Raw genomic sequence first — 19,300 nt, 5'->3', positions numbered from 1 at the left:
GAAGCCATGCGGCTTAAAAGGTTCGGCCCAAAGGCGCGGCGGATGGGCAAGCCCCAGGTCCCACCCAAAGAGACTTCCCCAACTGGGAAAGACCTCCTAGTGCGGATGGAAACCCTAAAGGAGGAAGACCCCAACACTCCAGGCTTCCGTAGGCGGCTTGCCGCCTTGCTTCAGGAGGCCAAGGTCCGCTGGGAGAGCCTCACCCCAGAGGAGCGCAAGCGGCTCCTCTCCCTCCTCGCTGGGCTTCTTTCCCTCCTACCCCTTGGGCGGCTGGGCCGGGCAGGCTTCCTCCTGGAAAGGGCCCTGGGCCCGGGTGGCCAGGTGGCCCTCTCCCTCCTCCTGCGCCTCCTAAGGCGCCAGGTCTAACCGGTATACTGGGCTTTTGTGCGGGATGTCCTCGAGGTCCTGGAGTTCCCCAAAGTCCGCGGCCTCCTAGCGGAAAGGGCCAAGACCCCCTTGGGGGAGGAGCTGGCCTTAGCCCTGGCCCCCCTGCCCAAGGAGGAGGCGGAAAGGAGGCTTGCCCTCACCCAGGAGGCCTTGGCCTACCCCTACACCCTCCCCGAGGCCGGGGCCCTGAGGGAGGCTTACCGCAAGGCTCAAGAAGGGGCCAGGCTCTCCGGCCTCGAGCTTCTCCAGGCCGCCCAGGCCCTCCAGGAAGCCCTGGCCCTCAAGGGGGAACTCCTCGCCTTGCAAAACCACCTGGGCCAGGTGGCGGCGGGCATTGGGGAGCACGGGGCCTTTCTCCTTCGGGTGAAAAAGACCCTGGACGAGGAAGGGGCGGTGCGGGACGAGGCCAGCCCCAAACTCCTCGCCATCCGCCGGGAGCTTAAGCCCTTGCGCCAGCAAATCCTAGACAGGCTTTATGCCCTCTTAGACCGCCATCCCGAGGCCGTCCAGGACCGGTTCGTCACCGTGCGCCGCGAGCGCTACTGCATCCCCGTGCGGGCAGGGATGGCCCAGAAAATACCCGGTATCCTCCTGGACGAATCCGAGTCCGGGGCCACCCTCTTCATAGAACCCCTCCCGGTGGTGAAGCTGAATAACCGCCTCCAATCCCTCCGCTTCCAGGAGGAGGAGGAGGTCAACCGCATCCTAAGGGAGCTTTCGGAAGCCCTGGCCCAGGATGAAGCCCTTCCCGGCACCCTAAGGGCCCTGGCCCTGTTGGACCTCATCCAGGCCCAGGCGGCCTTGGCCCGGGACCTGGGGCTTAAAAAGCCCCAGTTTGGCGAAGGGTATGAGCTTTGGGAAGCCTTCCACCCCCTGATCCCGAACCCCGTCCCCAACTCCTTTAGCCTGGACGAGGAGAAACGCCTCATCCTCATCTCCGGCCCCAACATGGGGGGGAAGACCGCCCTCCTAAAAACCCTCGGCCTGGCGGTGCTCATGGCCCAGTCGGGGCTTTTCGTGGCCGCCAAGAGGGCCATCTTGGCCTGGCCCGATAGGGTCTTCGCCGACATCGGCGATGAGCAATCCCTTCAGGAAAACCTCTCCACCTTCGCTGGGCACCTGCAAAGGCTTAAGGAAATGCTGGAAGGGGCCACGGCCCGGAGCCTGGTCCTCATAGACGAGCTGGGAAGCGGCACCGACCCCGAGGAGGGGGCGGCCCTCTCCCAGGCCATCCTCGAGGCCCTCCTGGAAAAAGGGGTTAAGGGCCTGGTCACCACCCACCTCTCCCCCCTGAAGGCCTTCGCCCAGGGGCGAAGGGGCATCCAAAATGCCTCCATGCGCTTTGACCTGGAGGGTTTACGCCCCACCTACGAGCTGGTCCTGGGGGTGCCGGGGCGCAGCTACGCCCTGGCTATCGCCAGGAGGCTTGCCCTGCCCGAGGCGGTGCTGAAGCGGGCGGAAAGCCTCCTGCCCCAAGGAGGCAGGCTGGAGGCCCTCCTGGAGGAGCTGGAGGCGGAAAGGTTGCGCCTCGAGGAGGAGCGAAGCCGGCTCCTTTCCCATTTGGCCCAGGTGGAGGCCCTAAGGCAACGGCTGGAGGAGCGGGAAGCCCGTTTTGAGGAGGAGCGGGCGCAAAGGCTCAAGGCCCTAGAGGAGGAGGTCCGTCAGAAACTCCTCAAGGTGGAGGGGGAACTCAAGGCCCTCAAGGAAAAGGCCAGAACCCAGGGGAAAAAGGATGCCCTGCGGGAACTTCTGGCCCTGAGGGAACGGTACGCCAGGAGCACCCCCATGGGTGCCTTGGAGGTGCCTAGGGGCCTCGAGGCGGGGCAGATGGTGGAGATCCCCTCCCTGAAGCGCCAGGGAAGGCTTCTGGAGCTGAGGGGAGAGGAGGCGTTGGTCCAGGTGGGCCCGGTGAAGATGACGCTGAAGGCCAAGGAGCTCACCCCCTTAAAGGCCCAGGAAACCCCCAAGGCCATCGGCCTAAAGCCGCGAAGGGAGGTAAAGGAAGTGGACCTCCGGGGGCTTACCGTGGAGGAAGCCCTCCTGGAGGTGGACCAGGCCCTGGAGGAGGCCCGCTCCTTAGGCCTTCCCACCTTGCGCCTCCTCCACGGCAAGGGCACCGGGGCCCTTAGGCAGGCCATCCGCGAGGCCCTAAGGCGGGACAAGCGGGTGGAGACCTTCGCCGACGCCCCTCCCCACGAGGGCGGGCACGGGGTCACGGTGGTGGTGCTAAAAGGAGCGGCCCTCTAAGGCCTCTATGCGCTGGCGGATGGCCGAGGGCAAGGGAGCCGGCCTTCCCCCTTCCAGCCACACCTGGACGGTTTTGCCCCGGGCGGCTTCCTCCCCCTTGGCCAAGAGGAGGTACTCCATGTCAAAGCTGCTCCGCCCCAGGCGCACCACCCGCACCCCCACCTCCACCGGATCCTCCAGGAGGATGGGCCGCAGGAAATCCACCTCCGCCCGGGCCAGGATGAAGTGCCCCTTTTCCACCCAGTCCCTTTCCAGTCTCCCAAAATAGGCGGCGCGGGCCACCTCAAAGTAGGTGAGGAAGACGGCGTTGTTCACGTGGCCTAAGGCATCCAGGTCGCGGAAGCGCACCTGTATGGGCACGGATACGGGAAACCCCTCCATAGACCAAGAGCCTAACACAACTGACCCACGGGTCAGGTATAGTGGGGCCATGGAAACCACCTGGGACCTAACCCCCCTTTTCCCCGGTCTGGAAAGCCCCGAGTTCCAGGCGGCCTGGGATGGGGTGGGGAAGCGGATCCATCAGCTTAAGGAGCTGGTGGAAGGGGAAGCCTCCCTAGGGGAGGTCCTCGCCACCCTGGATGCCCTAACGGACGAAGCCACCCCCCTTTGGGCCTACCTCTACGCCCGCTTCAGCGCCGACACGGGCGACGAGGCCGCCTTGGCCAAGCTCTCGGAGCTGGAGGTGCTCTTCCTGGATTTTGCCCGTATAAGGCCCCGCCTCACCCGCTACCTGGCCCTACAGGACCCGGAGGAGGCCGGCCCTTACCGCATCCTGGTGGAGGAGGCCAAGGAGGAGGCCCTGCACATGATGCCCGAGGGGGAGGAGGTCCTGGCCGCGGAGCTTTCCCTTTCCGGGCGCCAGGCCTGGGCCAAACTCCACGAGAACCTCACCAGCCAGATCACCGCGGTGGTGGACGGGGAGGAGTTGCCCCTCACCAAGGTGCGCAACCTCTATTTCCGCCCCGAGGAGGAGGTGCGAAGGAAGGCCTACCAAGCGGAGCTTAAGGCCTGGGAAGCCCACCAGGTGCCCCTGGCCTACGCCCTAAACGGGGTCAAGGGGGAGGCCTCGGTGGTGAACCGCAGGCGGGGGTACCGGGAGGACCTCGAGCCCAGCCTGCACAAAAACCGCATCACCAAGAAGGCCCTTTCGGCCCTTCTCGAGGCGGTCAGGGAAAGCCTCCCCCTATTCCGCCGCTACTACCTCCTAAAGGCCAAGGCCCTGGGCAAGGAGAGGCTGGACTGGTGGGACCTCTTTGCCCCCATCGGCAAGGGCCGGCGCTGGACCCTAGAGGAGGCCCGGGACTTCATCCGGGAAAAGCTCGCTACCCTGGTCCCCCAGGCCGCCGAAGTGGCGGAGGCCGCCTTTAGGGAGCGCTGGATGGACCTCCTGCCCCGGAAGGGCAAGGTGGGCGGGGCCTACTGCATGCCAAGGGGTGGGGGAAAAAGCCTCATCCTGGCCAACTACGAGGAGAGCTTTGAATCCGTCTCCACCCTGGCCCACGAGCTGGGCCACGCCTACCACAACCTCGCCCTGGCCCAGGTGCCCGCCTCCTTAAGGGAGGTGCCCATGACCCTGGCGGAAACCGCCAGCATCATGAACGAGACCCTGGTGGTGGAGGCGGCCCTCAAGGAGGCCTCTCCCGAGGAGGGGCTTTTGATCCTGGACGCCTACCTGCAAGGGGCGGCCCAGGTGGTGGTGGACATCTATAGCCGCTTCCTCTTTGAGTCCTGGGTGTTTACCCGGCGAAAGGCCCGGGAGCTTTCCCCCAGGGAGTTCAAGGAGCTCATGCTGAAGGCCCAGCAGGAGGCCTACGGGGAGGCCCTGGCCAGCCATCATCCCTACATGTGGGCGGTGAAGGGGCACTATTACGGCGCCGACTTCTACAACTACCCCTACACCTTTGGCCTTCTCTTCGGCTTGGCCGTGTACCAGGAGGCCAAGGAGGACCCGGGCTTCGCCGAGCAGTACGGGGAGCTCCTGGCCTCCTCGGGCATGTACCGGGCCAAGGAGCTGGCAGCCCGCCATGGCTTTGACCTGGAAAGCCCCGCCTTCTGGCAGAAGGGCCTAAAGGTCCTGGCGGATAGGGTGGAGGAGTACGAGAGGAGGCTCTAACCTCACCCGGTCCCGGGCCCTCGCCTGGGCGAGTCCCTTCCGGAGCCTTGGCCTGGGGCTGGCCAAGGGCAGGGCTAGGGCCACCTGACCATTTTCTGACCGGGCAGGGTAGGCTATGGGGGATGCGCCTTCTCGTCCTATGCACCCACAACTCCGCCCGTAGCCAGATGGCGGAGGGTTGGCTCCGGCACCTGGCCCAGGAGATGGGAGTGGACCTCGAGGTCCACTCCGCCGGCACCGACAAGACCTTCGTCAAGGAGGAGGCCAAAAGGGTGATGGCCGAGGTGGGGGTTGACCTGGGGGGGCACTTTTCCAAAACCCTCCTGGAGGTGCCCAACCCCTGGGAGTTTGACCTGGTCCTCACCGTGTGCGACGCCGCACGGGAAGCCTGCCCCGCCTACCCCGCCAAGACGGAAAAGCGCCACGTCTCCTTCCCCGACCCTTCGGGAAAACCCCTGGAGGAGTGGCGCCGGGTGCGGGACGCCCTGGGGCGCATGGCCCGGTACCTGGTGGAGAACCTAAGGGCAGGGCGCATCCCCACGGATGAGGAGCTGAGGGAGGCCGCAAGGTAGCCCCACTGGGCTCACTAGGCCTCCAAGTCCCCCACGTGGATGGCCGCCACCCCCAAGGTGAGGAGCTCGTAGCGCACCCGAAAGCCCGCCTCCTCCATCATGGCCTTTAGGGCCTCTGGGGGGGGAAAGGCCTCCACGCTTTCCGGGAGGTAGCGGTAGGCCCCAAAGCTTCCCGAAACCAGCCCCCCCAGGAAGGGCAAGACCCTTTGGAAGTAGACCCGGTAGACCAGGCCAAAGGCCCCCCTTGGGGGCGGGGGAAACTCCAGGATGACCAGCCGCCCCCCAGGGGCCAGGACCCGGCGTAGCTCGAGGAGGGCCTTGCGGTAGTCGGCAAAGTTGCGGAAACCAAAGGCGATGGTGATGGCATCAAAGCTCCCTCCAGGGAAAGGAAGGGCCAGGGCATCCGCCTCCAGGAACTCCACCCCCAGGCCCTGCGCCTGGGCTTTCCTGCGGGCAAGCTCCAGCATGGGCGGGGCGAAGTCCGCCCCCACCACCTCCGCAAGGGGGGCCCTCCTCTTGAGCATCAGGGCCAGGTCCCCGGTACCCGTGGCCAGGTCCAGGATGCGCCTGGGACCCTTCTCTAGGGCCAAGGCCACCGCCCGCCTGCGCCAGCGAAGATCGGCCCCGAAGGAAAGAAGCCGGTTCAAGAAGTCGTAGCGGGGGGCGATCTCGGAAAACATGCGCCGCACCCGCTTGGCCTTTTCCTCCGGGGAAACCGCCACGGAAGGAGTCTAACACCTTCCAGGACTTTAGACCCCCGGGGCTAGGGTACAATCTTGGGCGTGTTGACGGACGAGAGGCGCCTAGGCGTCCTGGTGGCCTTGGGAGGAGGGGCTCTTTTCCTCCTCTGGTACCTGGCCCCCTGGGCGGTACCCCATCGCCTTTTTGGCGGCGAGGGCGTGCTCCTAAGCCCCTTCGGCCACCACCTGCCCCAAGGAAGCCTGCCCCCCGGCTACCAGGATGGCTGGCTCCTTGGGGTCTTCTACCCCTCCCTGGCCTGGCTGGCCCTTACCCTTGTCCTGGCCTGGACCCCCAAGCCCGCCCGGAAGCTCTACCTCCTGGGGATCCTGGGCCTAGGCCTCTTCCTCCTCACCTACCTCCTCTTCCAAGCCAGCGTGGCCCAGGTAAACGCCGGAGCCGAAAGGCCCATCCTCAGGCGGTACAGCCTGGGGCTTGGGAGCTACGCCACCTTGGCCTTTAGCCTGTACCTCCTCCTTTTGGCCCGGCTTTTTTCCCCGGGGGGCCTGGCCTTCTTGGTGCGCCTCCGGGGGGTAGTGGTGCCCCTCTTCTCCCTCCTCCTGGCCTCCTTGCTGGGCGGGGTCATCGTGGCGGTGATGAAGAAGGCCCCAGGGGAGGCCCAAAGCCTGAGGGAAGCCCTGATGCTGAAGCTGGACCTCATCACCTACACCTACCAGCTCCTCTATAGCCCCCTGGTCAACCCCTCGGGCTTCCTGCAAAGCCTCCTTCTGGCCACCCCCTTGATCTTCACCGGGCTGGCCGTGGCCTTGGGCTTCCGCGGGGGGCTTTTCAACATCGGGGCCCCGGGGCAGCTCATCCTGGGGGCCATCGCCGCCATGCTGGTGGGGGTGTACCTGCCCGGTCCCAGGTGGCTGGTCTTGCCCCTGGCCATCCTGGCCGCCGCCCTGGCCGGGGGGCTTTGGGGCGCCCTTCCGGGATGGCTTAAGGCCCGCTTTGGGGCCCACGAGGTGATCAACACCATCATGCTGAACTACATCGCCGCAAGCCTTTTCCTCTTCCTTATCTCCGCCAACGAGTACAAGTTCTTTGGGCGCACCCTGTATTTGCCCTTCAAGTACCCGGGCTACGAGGCCCGGAGCCACGAGATCCGCCCTGAGGCCCGCATCCCCCACTGGACCGAGCTGGTGGCCCCGGGCGGGGAGCTTTCCTTCGCCCTACCCTTGGCCCTCCTCTTGGGCCTCCTGGGCTACTTCCTTACCCGGAAGAGCCTAGGCCATCGGGTGCTCCTGGGCCTCCTTGGGGGTGCGGTGGGCTACGTGATGGGGGGCCTTTTGCCTGGACCCGCGGTGAGCTTTGGCCCCGACCTCACCTCGGTGCGGCTTAACGGGGCCTTCCTCCTCGCCCTTTTGGCCCTTTTCTTCTTCCACTTCTACGTCTTCCGCACCGTGGGGGGGTATGAGCTCAGGGCCATGGGCCTAGCCCCCAAGGCCGCGGAGTACGGGGGGGTGCTGGCCGGGCGGAAGCTGGTGCTCATCATGTTCCTGGCCGGGGCTTTGGCGGGCCTGGCCGCCACCCACTACGTGCTGGGGGGAGGGATTGACGAGTACCGCCTGAAGCAAGCCCTTCCCTACTCTGTGGGTTTTGACGGCATCGCCGTGGCCCTCATGGGCCAGAACACCCCCTTGGGGGTAGGCCTGGCCGCTTGGCTCTTCGGCATCCTCCTCACCGGGGGCTTGCAGGTGAACCTACAGCTGGGCATCAGCCGGGAACTGGTGGCGGTGCTTCAGGCCTTGATCGTGCTCTTCATCGCCGCCGGGGGTTTCCTGCCCCGCTACTTCACCGATCCCCTGAGGGCAGCGGAGGTGGAGGTTAGGGAAGAGGCCCGCAAACGGGAGGAAAGGGGGGAGGCCCGATGAACCTGGACACGGCCTTTTGGATCGCCCTCTTCTTCTCCACCCTGCGCCAGACCACCCCCCTTTTGCTCACCGCCTTGGGAGGGATGTTCTCCGAAAGGAGCGGGGTGGTGAACATCGCCCTCGAGGGCATCATCCTCTTCGGGGCCCTCACCGCAGCGGTGGTGGTGGAAAGGCTGGAGTACGCCCTAGGCCCCGGACCCCATCCTTGGCTTCCCTGGGTGGGGGTCTTGAGCGCCATGGCCGTGGGTGGGCTGGTGGCCTGGGTGCACGCCGTGGTTTCCCTCAAGTACCGGGCAGACCAGATCATCAGCGCCACCGCCATCAACCTCCTGGCCCTGGGAGCCCCCAGCCTGGTGCTTACCTACTTCTACGGCAACGCCACCAACTCCAAGGAGGTGGTGAACCGCCTCCCCCTCATAGGCCCCGAAGGCTTTGCCCTTTCCCCCCTGGTCTACCTGGCCTTTCTCCTGGTGCCCCTATCCTGGTGGGTCCTCTTCAAGACCCCCTTTGGCCTTAGGCTTCGGGCCGTAGGCGAGCACCCCGAGGCCGCCGACACCTTGGGGGTGAACGTGTACCGCATGCGCTACATCGGGGTGGTTCTCTCCGGGATCCTGGCGGGCCTCGCTGGGGCCTACCTGGCCATCGGCTTCCTCAACCAGTTTGTGCGGGGCATGTCGGCGGGCATGGGCTTCATCTCCCTGGCGGCCATGATCTTCGGCAAATGGCACCCCTTGGGCATCCTCTTCTCCACCCTGCTATTCGGCTTCGCCAGCGCCTTGGCCATTCAGCTTCAGGGTACGGAGATCCTGCCCGCGGTCTTGGTGCAGGCCTTCCCCTACGTGGTCACCGTCTTGGTCTTGGCAGGCTTCATGGGCAAAAGCCGCCCTCCGGCAGCAGTGGGCAAGCCCTACGAGAAGTAGGGTTACGGGGTCCAGGTTTTGGCCAGCCGCCCAAAGCGGCGGCCTAGGGTGAGGGTACTACCGTCTTGGAAGCGAAGGACCACCTGCCCCCTGCCCAGGGTGAAGTCCACCACCTCCTCCCCGGCCAGGCCCTGGACAAAGTGGGCGAAGCCATCCGAGCGCAGGTAAAGAAAACCCTCCCCCAAAGGGGTTCGCAGAAAGACCTGGGCCTCGGTGCCCTGGCGGTTCAAGGCCATCCGGCTCACCCAAAGGGCAAAAACCTGGGCTCGGCTCATCCCCGTTAGGCCAGCTCCTCTTTGGTTACCTCCAGCGTCTTCCCCTCTTCCAGCAAAACCTCCACCGTCCCCTTCAAGGGATTCACCTTCTGCACCTTCCCGCAGACCCCGGCCTTGGTGCAGACCCGGGCGTTTTTGCGGGGAAGTTCCGCCAGAAGCTCCTGGTATACCGGGTGCTCATAGGCCAGGCAGCAAAGGAGCCGGCCGCAGGGGCCAGAGATCTTCTCCGGGCTTAGGGGAAGCCCCTGGTCGCGGGCCAGCTTGATGGACACCTGGGCAAAGCCCTGGAGCCAGGTGGAGCAGCAACTCTCCATCCCACAAGCCCCCAAGGTTCCCAAATAGGCGGCCTCCTCCCGGGGGCCCTCCGCCAGGAACTCCACCCGGGCCCCAAAGCGTTCGGCAAGCTCCCGGGTAAAGCGCCGGAGGTTGACCCGCTCCTCCGCAGCGTAGTGCACGGAAAGGTGGCGGCCATCCAGGGTGAAGTCGCACCCCAGCACCTTAGCCCTCACCCCCTCTTCCTGAAGACGGGCCCGCAGGTAAAAGGCCGCCTCCTCCGCCTTGGCCCGGAGCCTTGAGGCCAGGTCCAGATCCTCCTTGGTGGCCAGGCGCACCACCTCCCCCGCCTCCTTTTCCTTGCGGGGCGGGGTGCGCACCTTTCCCACCTCCAAGCCCCGGCTGGTGCGCACCACCACATACGCCTCCAGGGGAGGGGGCTCCCCCTGGAAGCGAAAGTAGCGCAGGACAGGGGTGCGGGCTTTGCGCAGATCGGCGTGCAAGCGAACGCCCACGGTCATGTTTCCAAGTCTAAGGCCAAGCGGGCCAGGACCAGGTCCGGGCTCACATAGCGCTCCAAGGCTTCCCGAGCAGCCTCCAGGGCCAAAAGCGCCCCGGGCGAGTGGCGAAAAGCGGCGTAGAGGGCGAAGAATCCCTCCTCTTCCTCTAAGAGTTCCTTGAGAAGGGCTACCCTCGCCAATGGCGGCCTGCGCCCCACCTCCTTGGCCCTTTCCATCCGGGCCCGGAAGGCCGGGAGGTCCGCCAGAGCCCGCAAAAGCCGGCCCGGGGCCCCGGCGGCGTAGGCCAGAAGCTCGGGATCCTGGGTCAAGGGGTAAAGCTTCTCCTCGGGAACAGGAGGGAAGGCCACCTCCAGAACCCGGCTGGCCAGAGTGGGAAGGAGGGTGGCGCGGCCTGGGGCGATGAGGACAATGCGCCCGTAGGAAGGAGGTTCTTCCAAAAGCTTCAACAGGGCGTTGGCCGCAGCCTCGGTGAGGAGGTGGGCGGAGTCCAGGATGGCCACCTTGACCCGCTCCCGGGGATGAGTGGCGAACCAGGCAAAAAGGGGTTCCACCTCCTCGAGGCGGATCTCCCCCTGCCCCTTCAGGCCCCGCTCCTTGGGGCCGATCTCCAGGAGGTCGGGGTGCTCCCCCAGGGCAGGGGGGGGAAACCCCCGGTTGAGCCCCCAGGCATACCAACGGGCCACCCGCCGCCTCCCCACCCCTTCCGGACCCGAGAAGAGCAAGGTGGAGGCCCCAAGCCGGGGCAAAAGCTCCAAAACGGCCTCGTGGCCGATTATTCCCCAAGGGTCAGCCGGGTGTAGAGCCATGGGGGAAAGCCTTCCTCCGCTAGGCGGTGGGCCACCGCCTCCAGGTCGTAATCCACCCGGAAAAAGGAGATCCGGTCCCCTTCCCAAAGGGCAAAGGCCGCCCCCGGCACATGGTCGCGGGGCTGGCCCACCGAACCCGGGTTGGCCAGGGCCCGCACCGTGGGGGGCAGGAGGAGCTCGCCCCCCTCGGTAAAGCGCTGGTAGCGCACCCAGGGGCGGGGCCCGGAAAGCTCCAAGAAAGCTCCCGCCAGATGAGTGTGCCCGTGAAAGGTGAGGCGGTGCTCCGTGCAGGCGAAGGCCTGGCGGGCCAGTTCCAGCTCATCCAGGTACTCCAGGGGGTCACAGGGGCTGCCGTGCACCAAAAACGCCCCATCCACCTCCTTCTGCCAGGGCCAGGAGGCGAGGAAATCCAGGTGCCTTTGGGAAAGCCTCTTCCGTTGCCAGGCCAGGATCTCCAGGACCACCCCCTCCTTTGGCAGACGGTCCAGGGCCAAAAGCCAAGCGTCGTGGTTGCCCAGAACGCACTGGGCCTCCACCTCCATGAGCCAGTCCAACACCCGGTCCCCATCCGGGTAGTAGCCCACGGCATCCCCCAGGAAAAGCACCCGGTCAAAAGGGGGTGCGGCCTCCAGCACCGCTTCCAGGGCGGGCCAGTTGCCGTGGATGTCGGAGAGGACCAGGTAACGCACGGCCTTTAGAATACCATGAGGGTTATGGTTTCCTCACTGCTGGAACAGCTTTCCGCGGACCTCGAGGTCCTCTCGGAACACGTGAGGGCTGGACTGGACGAGTTCGGCACCCTGTACGGCTACCTGGAGGGAGGACGGGGAGGAAGGACCTACCTCCTCCACGCCCCCTACGAGGAGGCCCTGGCCGTGCTCCGGGCCCTAAACGGCCTGGCCTTCCGGGGGCGCATACTTCTGGCCCTGGATCCTTCCCCCCTTTCCCCCACCCTGGAAGGCCTTCCCCTCACCGGCCCCACCCGGGCTCCCCTGGCCCACCTTCTGCAAAGAACCCGCCCCGACCGCCTCCTCCTGGCCTTTCCCGGAGAGGGCCTAGGCCAGAGCTTCCCGGGAGCCAAGGAAACCGCCGAGGGCTGGCTACCCCTGGACGCCGAAGGGGAGCCCCTGGCCTTCCACGTGGAAGCCCCCACCGGCCTCCTCTACCGTGAGGTACGGGCCTACGGCCCCTGGGAAAGCCCTCCCCTCAGCCTGGACCTACCCATAAGCCCCGGGCCCTACTGGGGAAGCGTGGGTTTAGCCTTGGGGATTCCCACCTACGGGGTGGGTCTGGTAAACTTACGGGCAAGCCTGGAGGCGCTCTTCAGCCTCTGGTAACGGGAGGGAGAACATGGTGTACATCGTACTGTTTGCCATGGGAGCGGCCTTGGTTACCCTGCTCTTCTATCTCATCCTGAACCCCCGCATCCTCACCACCGAGGGGGAGACCTTTGACCTCCGCTTTATCCTTTTCATGTTGATGCTCATCATCCTGGCCGCCAGCACCGTGGCGGTGATGCTGGTCCTGGGCAAGATGCACCACCTGCTCTAGCCTGGCCAGGGGCTTAGGCCCCTCCCACCCCCTGGCCCCGTCCGGGGGGAGGCTATTCCGTCGGTACAGAGGACCACTAGACCCCGGCCCATCGGGGCTCCATGCCTAGCGGGTAGAAGTCCCGAGGAGGCCAGGGCTAGGAAGCGGGCAGGGGCCCATCCGGGGACAGGCCCTTAAGGTACTGCAGGTCCTTCTCCAGGACCCTCCGGGTGGCCTCGAGGATAGGGGCAAACTCGGGGGGAAACTCCTGGGCCAAATGGCCTAGGCACAGCAAAAGCCCCTCCACCATAGCCTTCTCCTGCTCCCGCCGGCGCTTGCCCCCGCGCAGGGCACTGTAGGCCAGGTGCTCTAACCGCCGCACCACACACGCCCGCGGCTCTCCCCCAACCCCCGCGCAGGGCAGCTCCTTGGCCCCTCGGCAAGCGGCATAAGCCTTGGAGTAAAGGGGAGCCAGCTCAGGGTGCCCTAAAAGGGCCGGCCCCAAGGGACCCGCATGGGCCGCCGCCAAGCGGAGATAGGCCGCGTGGCGAGCCCGGCGAATCTCCACCTCCATGCTCGCATTTTAGGCAACGGCTCCCGGGACAAATGCCCCAACTCTTGGGAGCCTGGTGGACTGTCCCAAAGCCCCACTTTAGCCCTAGGCTGGCCAAGCCTCCTTTTCCTTCCTGGGACCCTCAGGAAGGAAGGCGAAACGGGGCTCTCAACCCCGCCAAGGCCATGGCCCTCGCCTCCTCAGGGGCCCAGGAGAGGGCCAATACCCCCCGGTAGGCCCTCAAGGCCCGTTCCCTTTCCCCCGCCAGGTCCAAGAGTTGGCCAAAACGCGCCAGCACGTAGCCCGGAAGGTACCCGGGGTACTGGAAGTCCATGCGGAAGACCTCCTCCATGAGGGCCAAGGCCTCCCGCCACTCCCCCGCTGCCAGGTAAACCTGGGCCGCCAGGTAAAGGGCCTCAGGACTTCCAATCTGGAAAAGCCCCTCCAAAAGCCCTACCCAGTCGTCCCCTTCCTTAAGCTGCCAGGCCCGATCCAAAAGCGCCCTTTGCCGCTCCGCCTCCGTGGGTTCATGGGCCTTGGGCAGGGCCTGGGGAAACGTCTCGGCCAGAAGGGAATAGTCCAGAAGCTCCGCCACCACCGCCCCTTCCCGGCCCTTAAGCCCCTCCGCCACCCTCGCCATGCGCCGGGCCCTAAAACCCGTGGCTGGCCCTTCCCCAAAAGCCTGCACGAAACCCCCATACACCTGGCGTAAGCGGGAGAGGAAACCCTCGGAGCCTAGGTCCTCTGGGGTAAGGGGAAGCCTGAGTAGCTGCCAAAGCTCCTGGTCAAAACCCCGCATCCTCTCCAGATGGGGCTGGCCCAAGGGATGCTGGGCCAGGGCCTGGCGGAAAGCCTCGGCCTCCCCTTTGAGGTGCGCCTCCTCGTCCAGGGCCACCACCGGGATTCCCCTTTCCTCCGCCCAAGGCAGGAGATGGAAAAGAAGCGGGTCCTCCTCCCGCCAAAGGCCCCCTTCCAGTTCCACCTCTGAGTGGGAGGCCAGGTACACAACCTTGGGGCGGGCCTCCTCCAAAAGGGCCAAAACGGTGGCGGCGTTGTAGCGTGGATGCAGGATGTGGAAGGGCCCAAGGGAAGGAAGCAGCAGCATCCTCACCATCTTAGACCTTCGGGAACGCAACTACCGCCTGGCGGTGTTGAACGGCTGGCTGGTTTGGCTTGGGGATACCCTTTTAAACCCCAACATCGTGCTCACCAGCTTCGCCGCCAAGCTGGGGGCCCCGGGAGCCTTGATCGGCCTCCTGCCCGCCTTGCTCCAGGCGGGGGGCATGATCCCCCAGGCCTTTTTGGCCTCCTACGTGGCCCGGTTTCCCCGGAAAATCCTCCTGTACCGGCGGGTTGCCGCCTTAAGGCTTTCCGGAGTACTTCTCATGGCCTTGTCCGCCTTCTTCCTGGGGAGCTGGCCTGGCCTGCTCCTAACGGGCTTCCTCCTCGGGCTTCTGCTGAACGCCCTTTTCACCGGGGTTTCCAGCCTTCCCTTCTGGGAGGTGGTGGCCAAGACCACCCCCACGGAGCGGCGGGCCCACCTCTTTTCCGCCCGGAACCTGGTGGGGGGGCTCCTGGCCTTCCTGGCAGGGTTTGGGGTGCGGGAAATCCTGGCCCTCCCCCTCCCCTTTCCCCTGCCCTATGCCCTCCTCTTCGCCCTAGGAGCCCTGGCCTTCGGCCTGGGGTGGTACCTCTTTGGCCTCACGGAGGAACCCGAGGAACCCCCCAGGACCCATAGGCTTGACCTTTGGCTCCCCCTGCAAAAACCCGGCTTCCGCCGCTACCTACGGGTGCGCATTCTCCTAGGCCTAGCCGGCATGGCCGAGCCCTTCTATGCGGTGTACGCCGTGCGGGCTTTGGGCCAGGGAAAGGAGCTTGGCCTTTACCTCTCCCTTTACGCCCTCTCCTTCACCCTTTCCAACCTGCTTTGGGCCAAGCTGGGGGAGCGGAGCTCCAAAGGGGTGCTTCAGGCTGGGTCGTTCCTAGCCCTTTTCGCTCCCCTTTTGGCCCTTCTCCTGCCTCCCCCCTTTTTCGGCCTAGTCTTCCTGCTGCAAGGAGCCTACTTGGCCGCCTTGGGGCTTGCCACCACCACCTACCTTCTAAACCTGGCCCCCCCGGAGGAACGCAGCGCCCACATCGGCCTCGCCAACACCGTAGCCGGGCTCTTTGCCTTCTCTACCGTGCTGGGAGGATGGCTAGCGGACCGGTTGGGCTTTCCCAGCCTCTTCCTCCTGGCGGCCTTCTTCTACGCCTGGGCCCTTTATGCCGGCAGGAAGTTGCCGCAAGAGGGATAAGGCCTCACCCCCAGCTGGATGACCGCCTTCCAGGCCCCCTAGGGACCAGGGGCTTCCCCTGGCGCGAGGGAAAGGTTTTCGCCGGCCTACCCCAGGGCCTCAAAGGGGGTTTGGGCCTAAGCTGGGCCGGTCCCAACCGGCCACCGGGCTGTGTATAGTAGGGTCCATGGTGGTCTACCTACCGGATGGAAAGGCCCTCGAGGTGGAGGAGGGCGCCACCGCCTGGGACGTGGCCCGGGCCATAGGCCCGGGGCTGGCCAAGGCCGCCGTGGGCGCCTTGGTGAACGGGGAGCTTTACGACCTTCTCAAGCCCCTCCCCCCGGGGGCCCAGGTCAAGATCCTCACCGAGAAGGACCCCGAGTACCAGCTCCTCTTCCGCCACACCCTGGCCCACGTGCTGGCCCAGGCGGTAAAGGAGTTCTTTGCCGAAAAGGGCTACGATCCGGAAAGCGTGAAGCTTGGGGTGGGGCCGGTGATAGAAAAGGGCTTCTACTACGACATAGACGCCCCCGAGCCCATCTCCGACGAAGACCTCCCCGCCATAGAGGAAAGGATGCGGGCCATCATCGCCAAAGACCTCCCCTTGCGCCGCTACGTGTTGCCCCGGGAGGTGGCCCTTTCCCGCTACCAGGGCAAGGACCCCTACAAGACCGAGCTCATCCTGGACCTGCCCGAGGAGGAGGAGATCAGCTTCTACCAGCAGGGGGACGAGACTTACGGCTTCACCGACCTCTGCCGCGGGCCCCATGTGCCCTCCACGGGCCGCATCCCACCCCATTTCAAGCTCACCCACGTGGCCGGGGCCTACTGGCGGGGGGACGAAACCAGGCCCATGCTGCAACGGGTCTACGGGGTGGCCTTCCGCACCGCGGAGGAGCTCAAAGAGTACCTCTGGCAACTGGAGGAGGCCAAGAAGCGGGACCATCGCCGCTTGGGACGGGAACTGGAGCTATTCCTCATAGATCCCATGGTGGGGAAGGGGCTGGTGCTTTGGCTTCCCAAGGGCAACGTGATCCGCGAGGAACTGGTGGCCTTCATGCGGGAGGAGCAGATCCGGCGGGGCTACCAGCTGGTCACCACCCCCCATATCGGGAGCCTCGAGCTCTACCGGACCAGCGGCCACTACCCCTACTATGCGGAAAGCCAGTTCCCCCCCATCCGTTTCCAGGAGCGGGGCGAGGAGGAGGAGTACCTCCTGAAGCCCATGAACTGCCCCCACCATATCCGCATCTATGCCTTTAAGAAGCGCTCCTATCGGGAGCTTCCCCTAAGGCTTGCCGAGTTCGGCACCGTCTACCGCTACGAGAAGGCGGGGGAGCTTTTGGGCCTCACGCGGGTACGGGGTTTCACCCAGGACGACGCCCATCTCTTCTGTACCCCCGAGCAGGTGAAGGAGGAGTTCTTAGGGGTCTTGGATCTGGTGCTGAAGGTGCTTTCCACCCTGGGCCTAAAGGACTATCGAGCCCGTATCGGCACCCGGGACCCCAAAAGCAAAAAGTACGTGGGCGATGAGGCCAAATGGTCCTTGGCGGAAAGGCAGATTGAGGAGGCGGCCTTGGAAGCCGGCCTTCACTACACGGTGGAGGAAGGGGATGCCGCCTTCTATGGCCCCAAGCTGGACTTCGTGGTCAAAGACGCCTTGGGCAGGGAGTGGCAGCTGGGTACCATCCAGGTGGACTACAACCTGCCCGAGCGCTTCGGCCTCACCTATGTGGGGCCGGATGGGGCCGAGCACCGCCCCGTCATGATCCACCGCGCCCCCTTCGGCTCCTTGGAGCGCTTCATCGGCATCCTGATAGAGCACTTTGCCGGGAACTTCCCCCTGTGGCTTTCCCCGGTGCAAATGGTGGTGGTCCCGGTTTCGGAAAAGCAGGAGGACTACGCCAAGGAGGTGGTCTCTAAGCTCAAAGAGGCGGGCCTCAGGGCCGAAGCCGACCTGCGCCCTGAGCGCATGCAGGCCCGCATCCGCGACGCCGAGGTGGGGAAGGTGCCCTACATCCTGGTGGTGGGGGACAAGGAAAAGGCCGAGGGCACGGTGAGCGTCCGCAGGCGGCTTCGGGGGAACCTGGGGACCATGCCCTTGGCGGCTTTCCTCGAGGGCGCCCTCAAGGAGTACAGGGAACGCCTTTTGGAGCCAGCCTTCTGATGCGGGCGAGATCCACCCTTTTCACCATATTTTTGGAATATGTCTACCCGGAAAGGCGTGCCCCGGTGCGGGACCTTATCGCCATGATGGAGGTCTTGGGCTTCTCCGAAGCTGCGGTGCGGGCGGCCCTTTCCCGGAGCGCCAAAAGGGGCTGGGTGGAGCCCCGGCGGCTGGGAAGGCTGGCCTACTACGCCCTTTCCGACCGGGTCTACTGGCAGGTGCGCCAGGTGCGGAAACGCCTCTACGACCCCCCCAGCCCCTGGGACGGGCGTTTCCTCCTGGTCCTGCCGGAAGGTCCCAAGGAACGGGGGGAGAGGGAGCGCTTTCGGCGGGAGATGGCCCTTTTGGGCTACGGTAGCCTGCAAAGCGGGGTCTACCTGGGGGCAGGGGTGGACCCTGCCGCCACCCGGGAGCTTCTCGCCTTTTACGGGCTTTCCGCCACCCTTTTCCGGGCGGAGCACCTGGGGGCCAAGGAAGAGGTCTTGCGGGCCTTCCTCTTGGAGGAAGCTTCCGCCCACTACCAGGCCCTCTTTCCCCAAGGGGTGCCGGAAGACCCCCTGGGGGCCTTCCAGGCCCTCACCCGGTTGGTACACGAGATGCGCAAGCTCCTTTTCCTAGACCCCCTGCTGCCCCCAGAGCTTCTTCCCCCCAACTTCCCCGGCTTGGCGGCAAGGGAACGCTTCCTGGCCCTCCGGGAGGTCCTTTACCGTAGGGCCGAGCCCTTTCTTAAGGAGCTTTCCCTTCCCTTCTCAGCCCTCTCACCCCAGGCCCGGTAACCTTTAGGGCATGAGGCGGCTTCTCTCCCTGCCCCTGGTCCTTTTTTCCCTCGCTCAGGCCCAGGTGGTCATCCCCTTTTGGCACACGGCAGGCCCCCCGGGGGATAACGTGGTGGAAGAGGCTATAAAGAGCTTCAACGAGTCCCAGCGCACCTACCGCTTGGAAGCCCGGTACGTGGGGGACTACCGGGAAGCGGGGGTAAAGCTCCTGGCCGCTTTGCGCTCGGGAGGAGCCCCGGTCCTTTTCCACGGGGAGCTTTCCTTCCTGCCCCGCTTGGCCCAGGAAGGGGTAGCCTTGGCCCTGAACCCCTACCTGCAAAACCTGCCCAAGGACCTCCACCCGGAGATGATGCGAACCACCCAGGTCCGGGGCCAGACGTATGGCCTTCCCCTGGGGCTTTCCGTTCCCGTCCTTTACTACAACAAGGATGCCTTCCGCGCCCGGGGCCTTAGGCCCCCCAGGACCTGGGCCGAGGTGGAGGAGGCCGCCGGTAGGCTCACCAGCCGCACCAGCAAGGGGATGGTGATCTCCACCGACATCTGGAGCTTTAACGCCATCGTCATGAGCCTGGGGGGGAGCCTGGTCAAGGATGGGCTTCCCGCCTTCACCTCCAAGGAGGTGGTGGAGGCTTTGGAGATGCTCCACCGCATGGTGCAGAAGGGGCATGCCCAGGCCAGGAACCTGGCGGAGGCCCAGTTTGCCGTGGCCGATTTCCTGCGTACCAAGGCCTTCATGGGCATCGGGCCCACCACGGCCCTGCCCGTGGTCCTCTCCCAAACCTCCTTACCCTTCGCTGTGGGCCTAGCCCCCCTGCCGAGGCGGGAAGGGGGTGCGGTGCCCCTTTCCGGGGCGGCCTTGGCGGTGCTCAGAGGGGCAAGCCCCGAACAGGCCCGAGGGGCGGTGGCCTTCTGGCTCCACTTCCTGGAACCCAAACGCCAAGCGGGGTGGGTGCGCACCACCTGGTACCTACCCCTCAGGAAAGAGGCGGAAAAAGAGCTGGCCGATTTCCTGAAAGATCCCGAAAGGCAAGCGGTCTTCGCCCAGGCGGAGGTAGGGCGTCCCTGGAGCCAGGACCCGGAGCTGGTGGTCTGGTATAGCTACCTGGAGGAGGCCTTGGAAAGGAGCCTCAAACAGGGGGTGAGGCCCTTGGCGGCCCTCGAGGAGGCCCAGAAAAAAGCCCTGGCGGTGGAAAGGCGGTAGGGCACCTTCTTTATCTGGGCACCTACGGCGGCCGGTGGGGGGAGAAAAGGCCTGATACCCCTCTGACA

The 19,300-nt window shown here is 65.5% G+C and carries 20 protein-coding genes; 12 read left to right on the top strand and 8 right to left on the bottom strand.

Translation table 11 applies throughout. The features are described 5' to 3' along the window. Window positions 1–6 precede the first annotated feature (6 nt). Both L0D16_RS06015 and L0D16_RS06010 read left to right on the top strand, forming a co-directional pair. Window positions 7–366, top strand: a complete 360-nt coding sequence (locus tag L0D16_RS06015) for a hypothetical protein (protein ID WP_243030587.1) — start codon at window positions 7–9, stop codon at window positions 364–366. 18 nt (window positions 367–384) lie between these two features. Further along, window positions 385–2,634: an endonuclease MutS2 gene (locus L0D16_RS06010; RefSeq protein WP_243030586.1), complete on the top strand. Its 2,250-nt coding sequence runs from the start codon at window positions 385–387 to the stop codon at window positions 2,632–2,634. Here the strand turns inward: L0D16_RS06010 and L0D16_RS06005 are convergent. Next, window positions 2,614–3,015: an acyl-CoA thioesterase gene (locus L0D16_RS06005; RefSeq protein WP_243030584.1), complete on the bottom strand. Its 402-nt coding sequence runs from the start codon at window positions 3,013–3,015 to the stop codon at window positions 2,614–2,616. The two genes, L0D16_RS06010 and L0D16_RS06005, sit on opposite strands and share 21 nt — an antisense overlap. Window positions 3,016–3,064: 49 nt before the next feature. On the opposite strand from L0D16_RS06005, the gene L0D16_RS06000 reads away from it, so the two are divergent. Further along, window positions 3,065–4,750, top strand: a complete 1,686-nt coding sequence (locus L0D16_RS06000) for a M3 family oligoendopeptidase (RefSeq protein WP_243030582.1) — start codon at window positions 3,065–3,067, stop codon at window positions 4,748–4,750. Between the two features lie 122 nt (window positions 4,751–4,872). Further along, entirely contained in the window at window positions 4,873–5,322 is a 450-nt protein-coding gene (locus L0D16_RS05995; protein ID WP_243030580.1) for an arsenate reductase ArsC, read from the top strand. A 14-nt stretch (window positions 5,323–5,336) separates the two neighbouring features. Here L0D16_RS05995 and ubiE read toward each other — a convergent pair whose 3' ends face one another. Beyond that, the gene (gene ubiE / locus L0D16_RS05990; protein ID WP_341474614.1) at window positions 5,337–6,044 is read right to left on the bottom strand and encodes a bifunctional demethylmenaquinone methyltransferase/2-methoxy-6-polyprenyl-1,4-benzoquinol methylase UbiE; all 708 of its coding nucleotides are present in this window, start codon (window positions 6,042–6,044) and stop codon (window positions 5,337–5,339) included. Window positions 6,045–6,104: 60 nt separating this feature from the next. Between ubiE and L0D16_RS05985 the strand changes: the two genes are divergently transcribed. Next, entirely contained in the window at window positions 6,105–7,937 is a 1,833-nt protein-coding gene (locus L0D16_RS05985; RefSeq protein ID WP_243030578.1) for an ABC transporter permease, read from the top strand. Further along, a complete protein-coding gene (locus L0D16_RS05980; RefSeq protein ID WP_243030576.1) occupies window positions 7,934–8,857 on the top strand; it encodes an ABC transporter permease in 924 nt (307 codons plus the stop codon). The genes L0D16_RS05985 and L0D16_RS05980 overlap by 4 nt, the downstream gene beginning before the upstream one ends. Window positions 8,858–8,859: 2 nt before the next feature. Here the strand turns inward: L0D16_RS05980 and L0D16_RS05975 are convergent, their stop codons facing one another. The 4 genes from L0D16_RS05975 to L0D16_RS05960 are packed head-to-tail and all read right to left on the bottom strand — an operon-like array spanning window position 8,860 to window position 11,421. Beyond that, entirely contained in the window at window positions 8,860–9,132 is a 273-nt protein-coding gene (locus tag L0D16_RS05975; RefSeq protein ID WP_243030575.1) for a hypothetical protein, read from the bottom strand. A 5-nt stretch (window positions 9,133–9,137) separates the two neighbouring features. Continuing rightward, window positions 9,138–9,926, bottom strand: coding sequence for a PSP1 domain-containing protein (locus L0D16_RS05970; protein ID WP_243030574.1), 789 nt, complete (start codon window positions 9,924–9,926; stop codon window positions 9,138–9,140). Further along, the gene (locus L0D16_RS05965; protein WP_243030572.1) at window positions 9,923–10,732 is read right to left on the bottom strand and encodes a DNA polymerase III subunit delta'; all 810 of its coding nucleotides are present in this window, start codon (window positions 10,730–10,732) and stop codon (window positions 9,923–9,925) included. Before L0D16_RS05965 ends, L0D16_RS05970 begins: the two co-directional genes overlap by 4 nt. Next, window positions 10,699–11,421, bottom strand: a complete 723-nt coding sequence (locus tag L0D16_RS05960; protein WP_243030571.1) for a metallophosphoesterase family protein — start codon at window positions 11,419–11,421, stop codon at window positions 10,699–10,701. Before L0D16_RS05960 ends, L0D16_RS05965 begins: the two co-directional genes overlap by 34 nt. Window positions 11,422–11,445: 24 nt before the next feature. Between L0D16_RS05960 and L0D16_RS05955 the strand changes: the two genes are divergently transcribed. Both L0D16_RS05955 and L0D16_RS05950 read left to right on the top strand, forming a co-directional pair. Continuing rightward, on the top strand, window positions 11,446–12,069 hold the full coding sequence (locus L0D16_RS05955) for a hypothetical protein (RefSeq protein WP_243030569.1): 624 nt from the start codon (window positions 11,446–11,448) through the stop codon (window positions 12,067–12,069). Between the two features lie 13 nt (window positions 12,070–12,082). Beyond that, complete coding sequence (locus L0D16_RS05950) at window positions 12,083–12,283, top strand: hypothetical protein (RefSeq protein WP_243028457.1); 201 nt, start codon at window positions 12,083–12,085, stop codon at window positions 12,281–12,283. 136 nt (window positions 12,284–12,419) lie between these two features. Here L0D16_RS05950 and L0D16_RS05945 read toward each other — a convergent pair whose 3' ends face one another. Both L0D16_RS05945 and L0D16_RS05940 read right to left on the bottom strand, forming a co-directional pair. Further along, window positions 12,420–12,836 (bottom strand): hypothetical protein, encoded by a 417-nt coding sequence (locus L0D16_RS05945; protein ID WP_243030567.1) that lies wholly within the window; start codon window positions 12,834–12,836, stop codon window positions 12,420–12,422. Between the two features lie 121 nt (window positions 12,837–12,957). Then, window positions 12,958–13,929 carry a tetratricopeptide repeat protein gene (locus tag L0D16_RS05940; protein WP_243030566.1) on the bottom strand — a complete coding sequence of 324 codons (972 nt, stop codon included), beginning with the start codon at window positions 13,927–13,929 and terminating at the stop codon, window positions 12,958–12,960. Between L0D16_RS05940 and L0D16_RS05935 the strand changes: the two genes are divergently transcribed. The 4 genes from L0D16_RS05935 (at window position 13,886) to L0D16_RS05920 (ending at window position 19,232) form a co-directional block, all read left to right on the top strand. Further along, entirely contained in the window at window positions 13,886–15,109 is a 1,224-nt protein-coding gene (locus L0D16_RS05935) for an MFS transporter (RefSeq protein ID WP_243030565.1), read from the top strand. The genes L0D16_RS05940 and L0D16_RS05935 overlap by 44 nt on opposite strands. Window positions 15,110–15,275: 166 nt before the next feature. Next, window positions 15,276–17,255 (top strand): threonine--tRNA ligase, encoded by a 1,980-nt coding sequence (gene thrS, locus L0D16_RS05930; protein ID WP_243030564.1) that lies wholly within the window; start codon window positions 15,276–15,278, stop codon window positions 17,253–17,255. Continuing rightward, window positions 17,255–18,031 (top strand): PaaX family transcriptional regulator C-terminal domain-containing protein, encoded by a 777-nt coding sequence (locus L0D16_RS05925; protein ID WP_243030561.1) that lies wholly within the window; start codon window positions 17,255–17,257, stop codon window positions 18,029–18,031. The genes thrS and L0D16_RS05925 overlap by 1 nt, the downstream gene beginning before the upstream one ends. A gap of 10 nt (window positions 18,032–18,041) precedes the next feature. After that, window positions 18,042–19,232 carry an ABC transporter substrate-binding protein gene (locus L0D16_RS05920; RefSeq protein WP_243030560.1) on the top strand — a complete coding sequence of 397 codons (1,191 nt, stop codon included), beginning with the start codon at window positions 18,042–18,044 and terminating at the stop codon, window positions 19,230–19,232. Window positions 19,233–19,300: the final 68 nt, after the last annotated feature.

Origin of the sequence: Thermus altitudinis, from assembly GCF_022760835.1 — a bacterium.
Lineage (GTDB): Bacteria > Deinococcota > Deinococci > Deinococcales > Thermaceae > Thermus > Thermus altitudinis.
The sequence above is the reverse complement of the archived record's forward strand: the minus strand, read 5'-3'. Positions and strand labels throughout refer to the sequence as shown.

What these genes read in the sequence shown, in the direction of transcription:
- L0D16_RS06015 (WP_243030587.1), top strand. Translation starts at nt 7, where the DNA reads ATGCGGCTTAAAAGGTTCGGCCCAAAGGCGCGGCGGATGGGCAAGCCC.
- L0D16_RS06005 (WP_243030584.1), bottom strand. Translation starts at nt 3,015, where the DNA reads ATGGAGGGGTTTCCCGTATCCGTGCCCATACAGGTGCGCTTCCGCGAC.
- L0D16_RS06000 (WP_243030582.1), top strand. Translation starts at nt 3,065, where the DNA reads ATGGAAACCACCTGGGACCTAACCCCCCTTTTCCCCGGTCTGGAAAGC.
- L0D16_RS05995 (WP_243030580.1), top strand. Translation starts at nt 4,873, where the DNA reads ATGCGCCTTCTCGTCCTATGCACCCACAACTCCGCCCGTAGCCAGATG.
- L0D16_RS05980 (WP_243030576.1), top strand. Translation starts at nt 7,934, where the DNA reads ATGAACCTGGACACGGCCTTTTGGATCGCCCTCTTCTTCTCCACCCTG.
- L0D16_RS05975 (WP_243030575.1), bottom strand. Translation starts at nt 9,132, where the DNA reads ATGAGCCGAGCCCAGGTTTTTGCCCTTTGGGTGAGCCGGATGGCCTTG.
- L0D16_RS05970 (WP_243030574.1), bottom strand. Translation starts at nt 9,926, where the DNA reads ATGACCGTGGGCGTTCGCTTGCACGCCGATCTGCGCAAAGCCCGCACC.
- L0D16_RS05965 (WP_243030572.1), bottom strand. Translation starts at nt 10,732, where the DNA reads ATGGCTCTACACCCGGCTGACCCTTGGGGAATAATCGGCCACGAGGCC.
- L0D16_RS05955 (WP_243030569.1), top strand. Translation starts at nt 11,446, where the DNA reads ATGGTTTCCTCACTGCTGGAACAGCTTTCCGCGGACCTCGAGGTCCTC.
- L0D16_RS05950 (WP_243028457.1), top strand. Translation starts at nt 12,083, where the DNA reads ATGGTGTACATCGTACTGTTTGCCATGGGAGCGGCCTTGGTTACCCTG.
- L0D16_RS05945 (WP_243030567.1), bottom strand. Translation starts at nt 12,836, where the DNA reads ATGGAGGTGGAGATTCGCCGGGCTCGCCACGCGGCCTATCTCCGCTTG.
- L0D16_RS05935 (WP_243030565.1), top strand. Translation starts at nt 13,886, where the DNA reads ATGTGGAAGGGCCCAAGGGAAGGAAGCAGCAGCATCCTCACCATCTTA.
- L0D16_RS05940 (WP_243030566.1), bottom strand. Translation starts at nt 13,929, where the DNA reads ATGGTGAGGATGCTGCTGCTTCCTTCCCTTGGGCCCTTCCACATCCTG.
- thrS (WP_243030564.1), top strand. Translation starts at nt 15,276, where the DNA reads ATGGTGGTCTACCTACCGGATGGAAAGGCCCTCGAGGTGGAGGAGGGC.
- L0D16_RS05925 (WP_243030561.1), top strand. Translation starts at nt 17,255, where the DNA reads ATGCGGGCGAGATCCACCCTTTTCACCATATTTTTGGAATATGTCTAC.
- L0D16_RS05920 (WP_243030560.1), top strand. Translation starts at nt 18,042, where the DNA reads ATGAGGCGGCTTCTCTCCCTGCCCCTGGTCCTTTTTTCCCTCGCTCAG.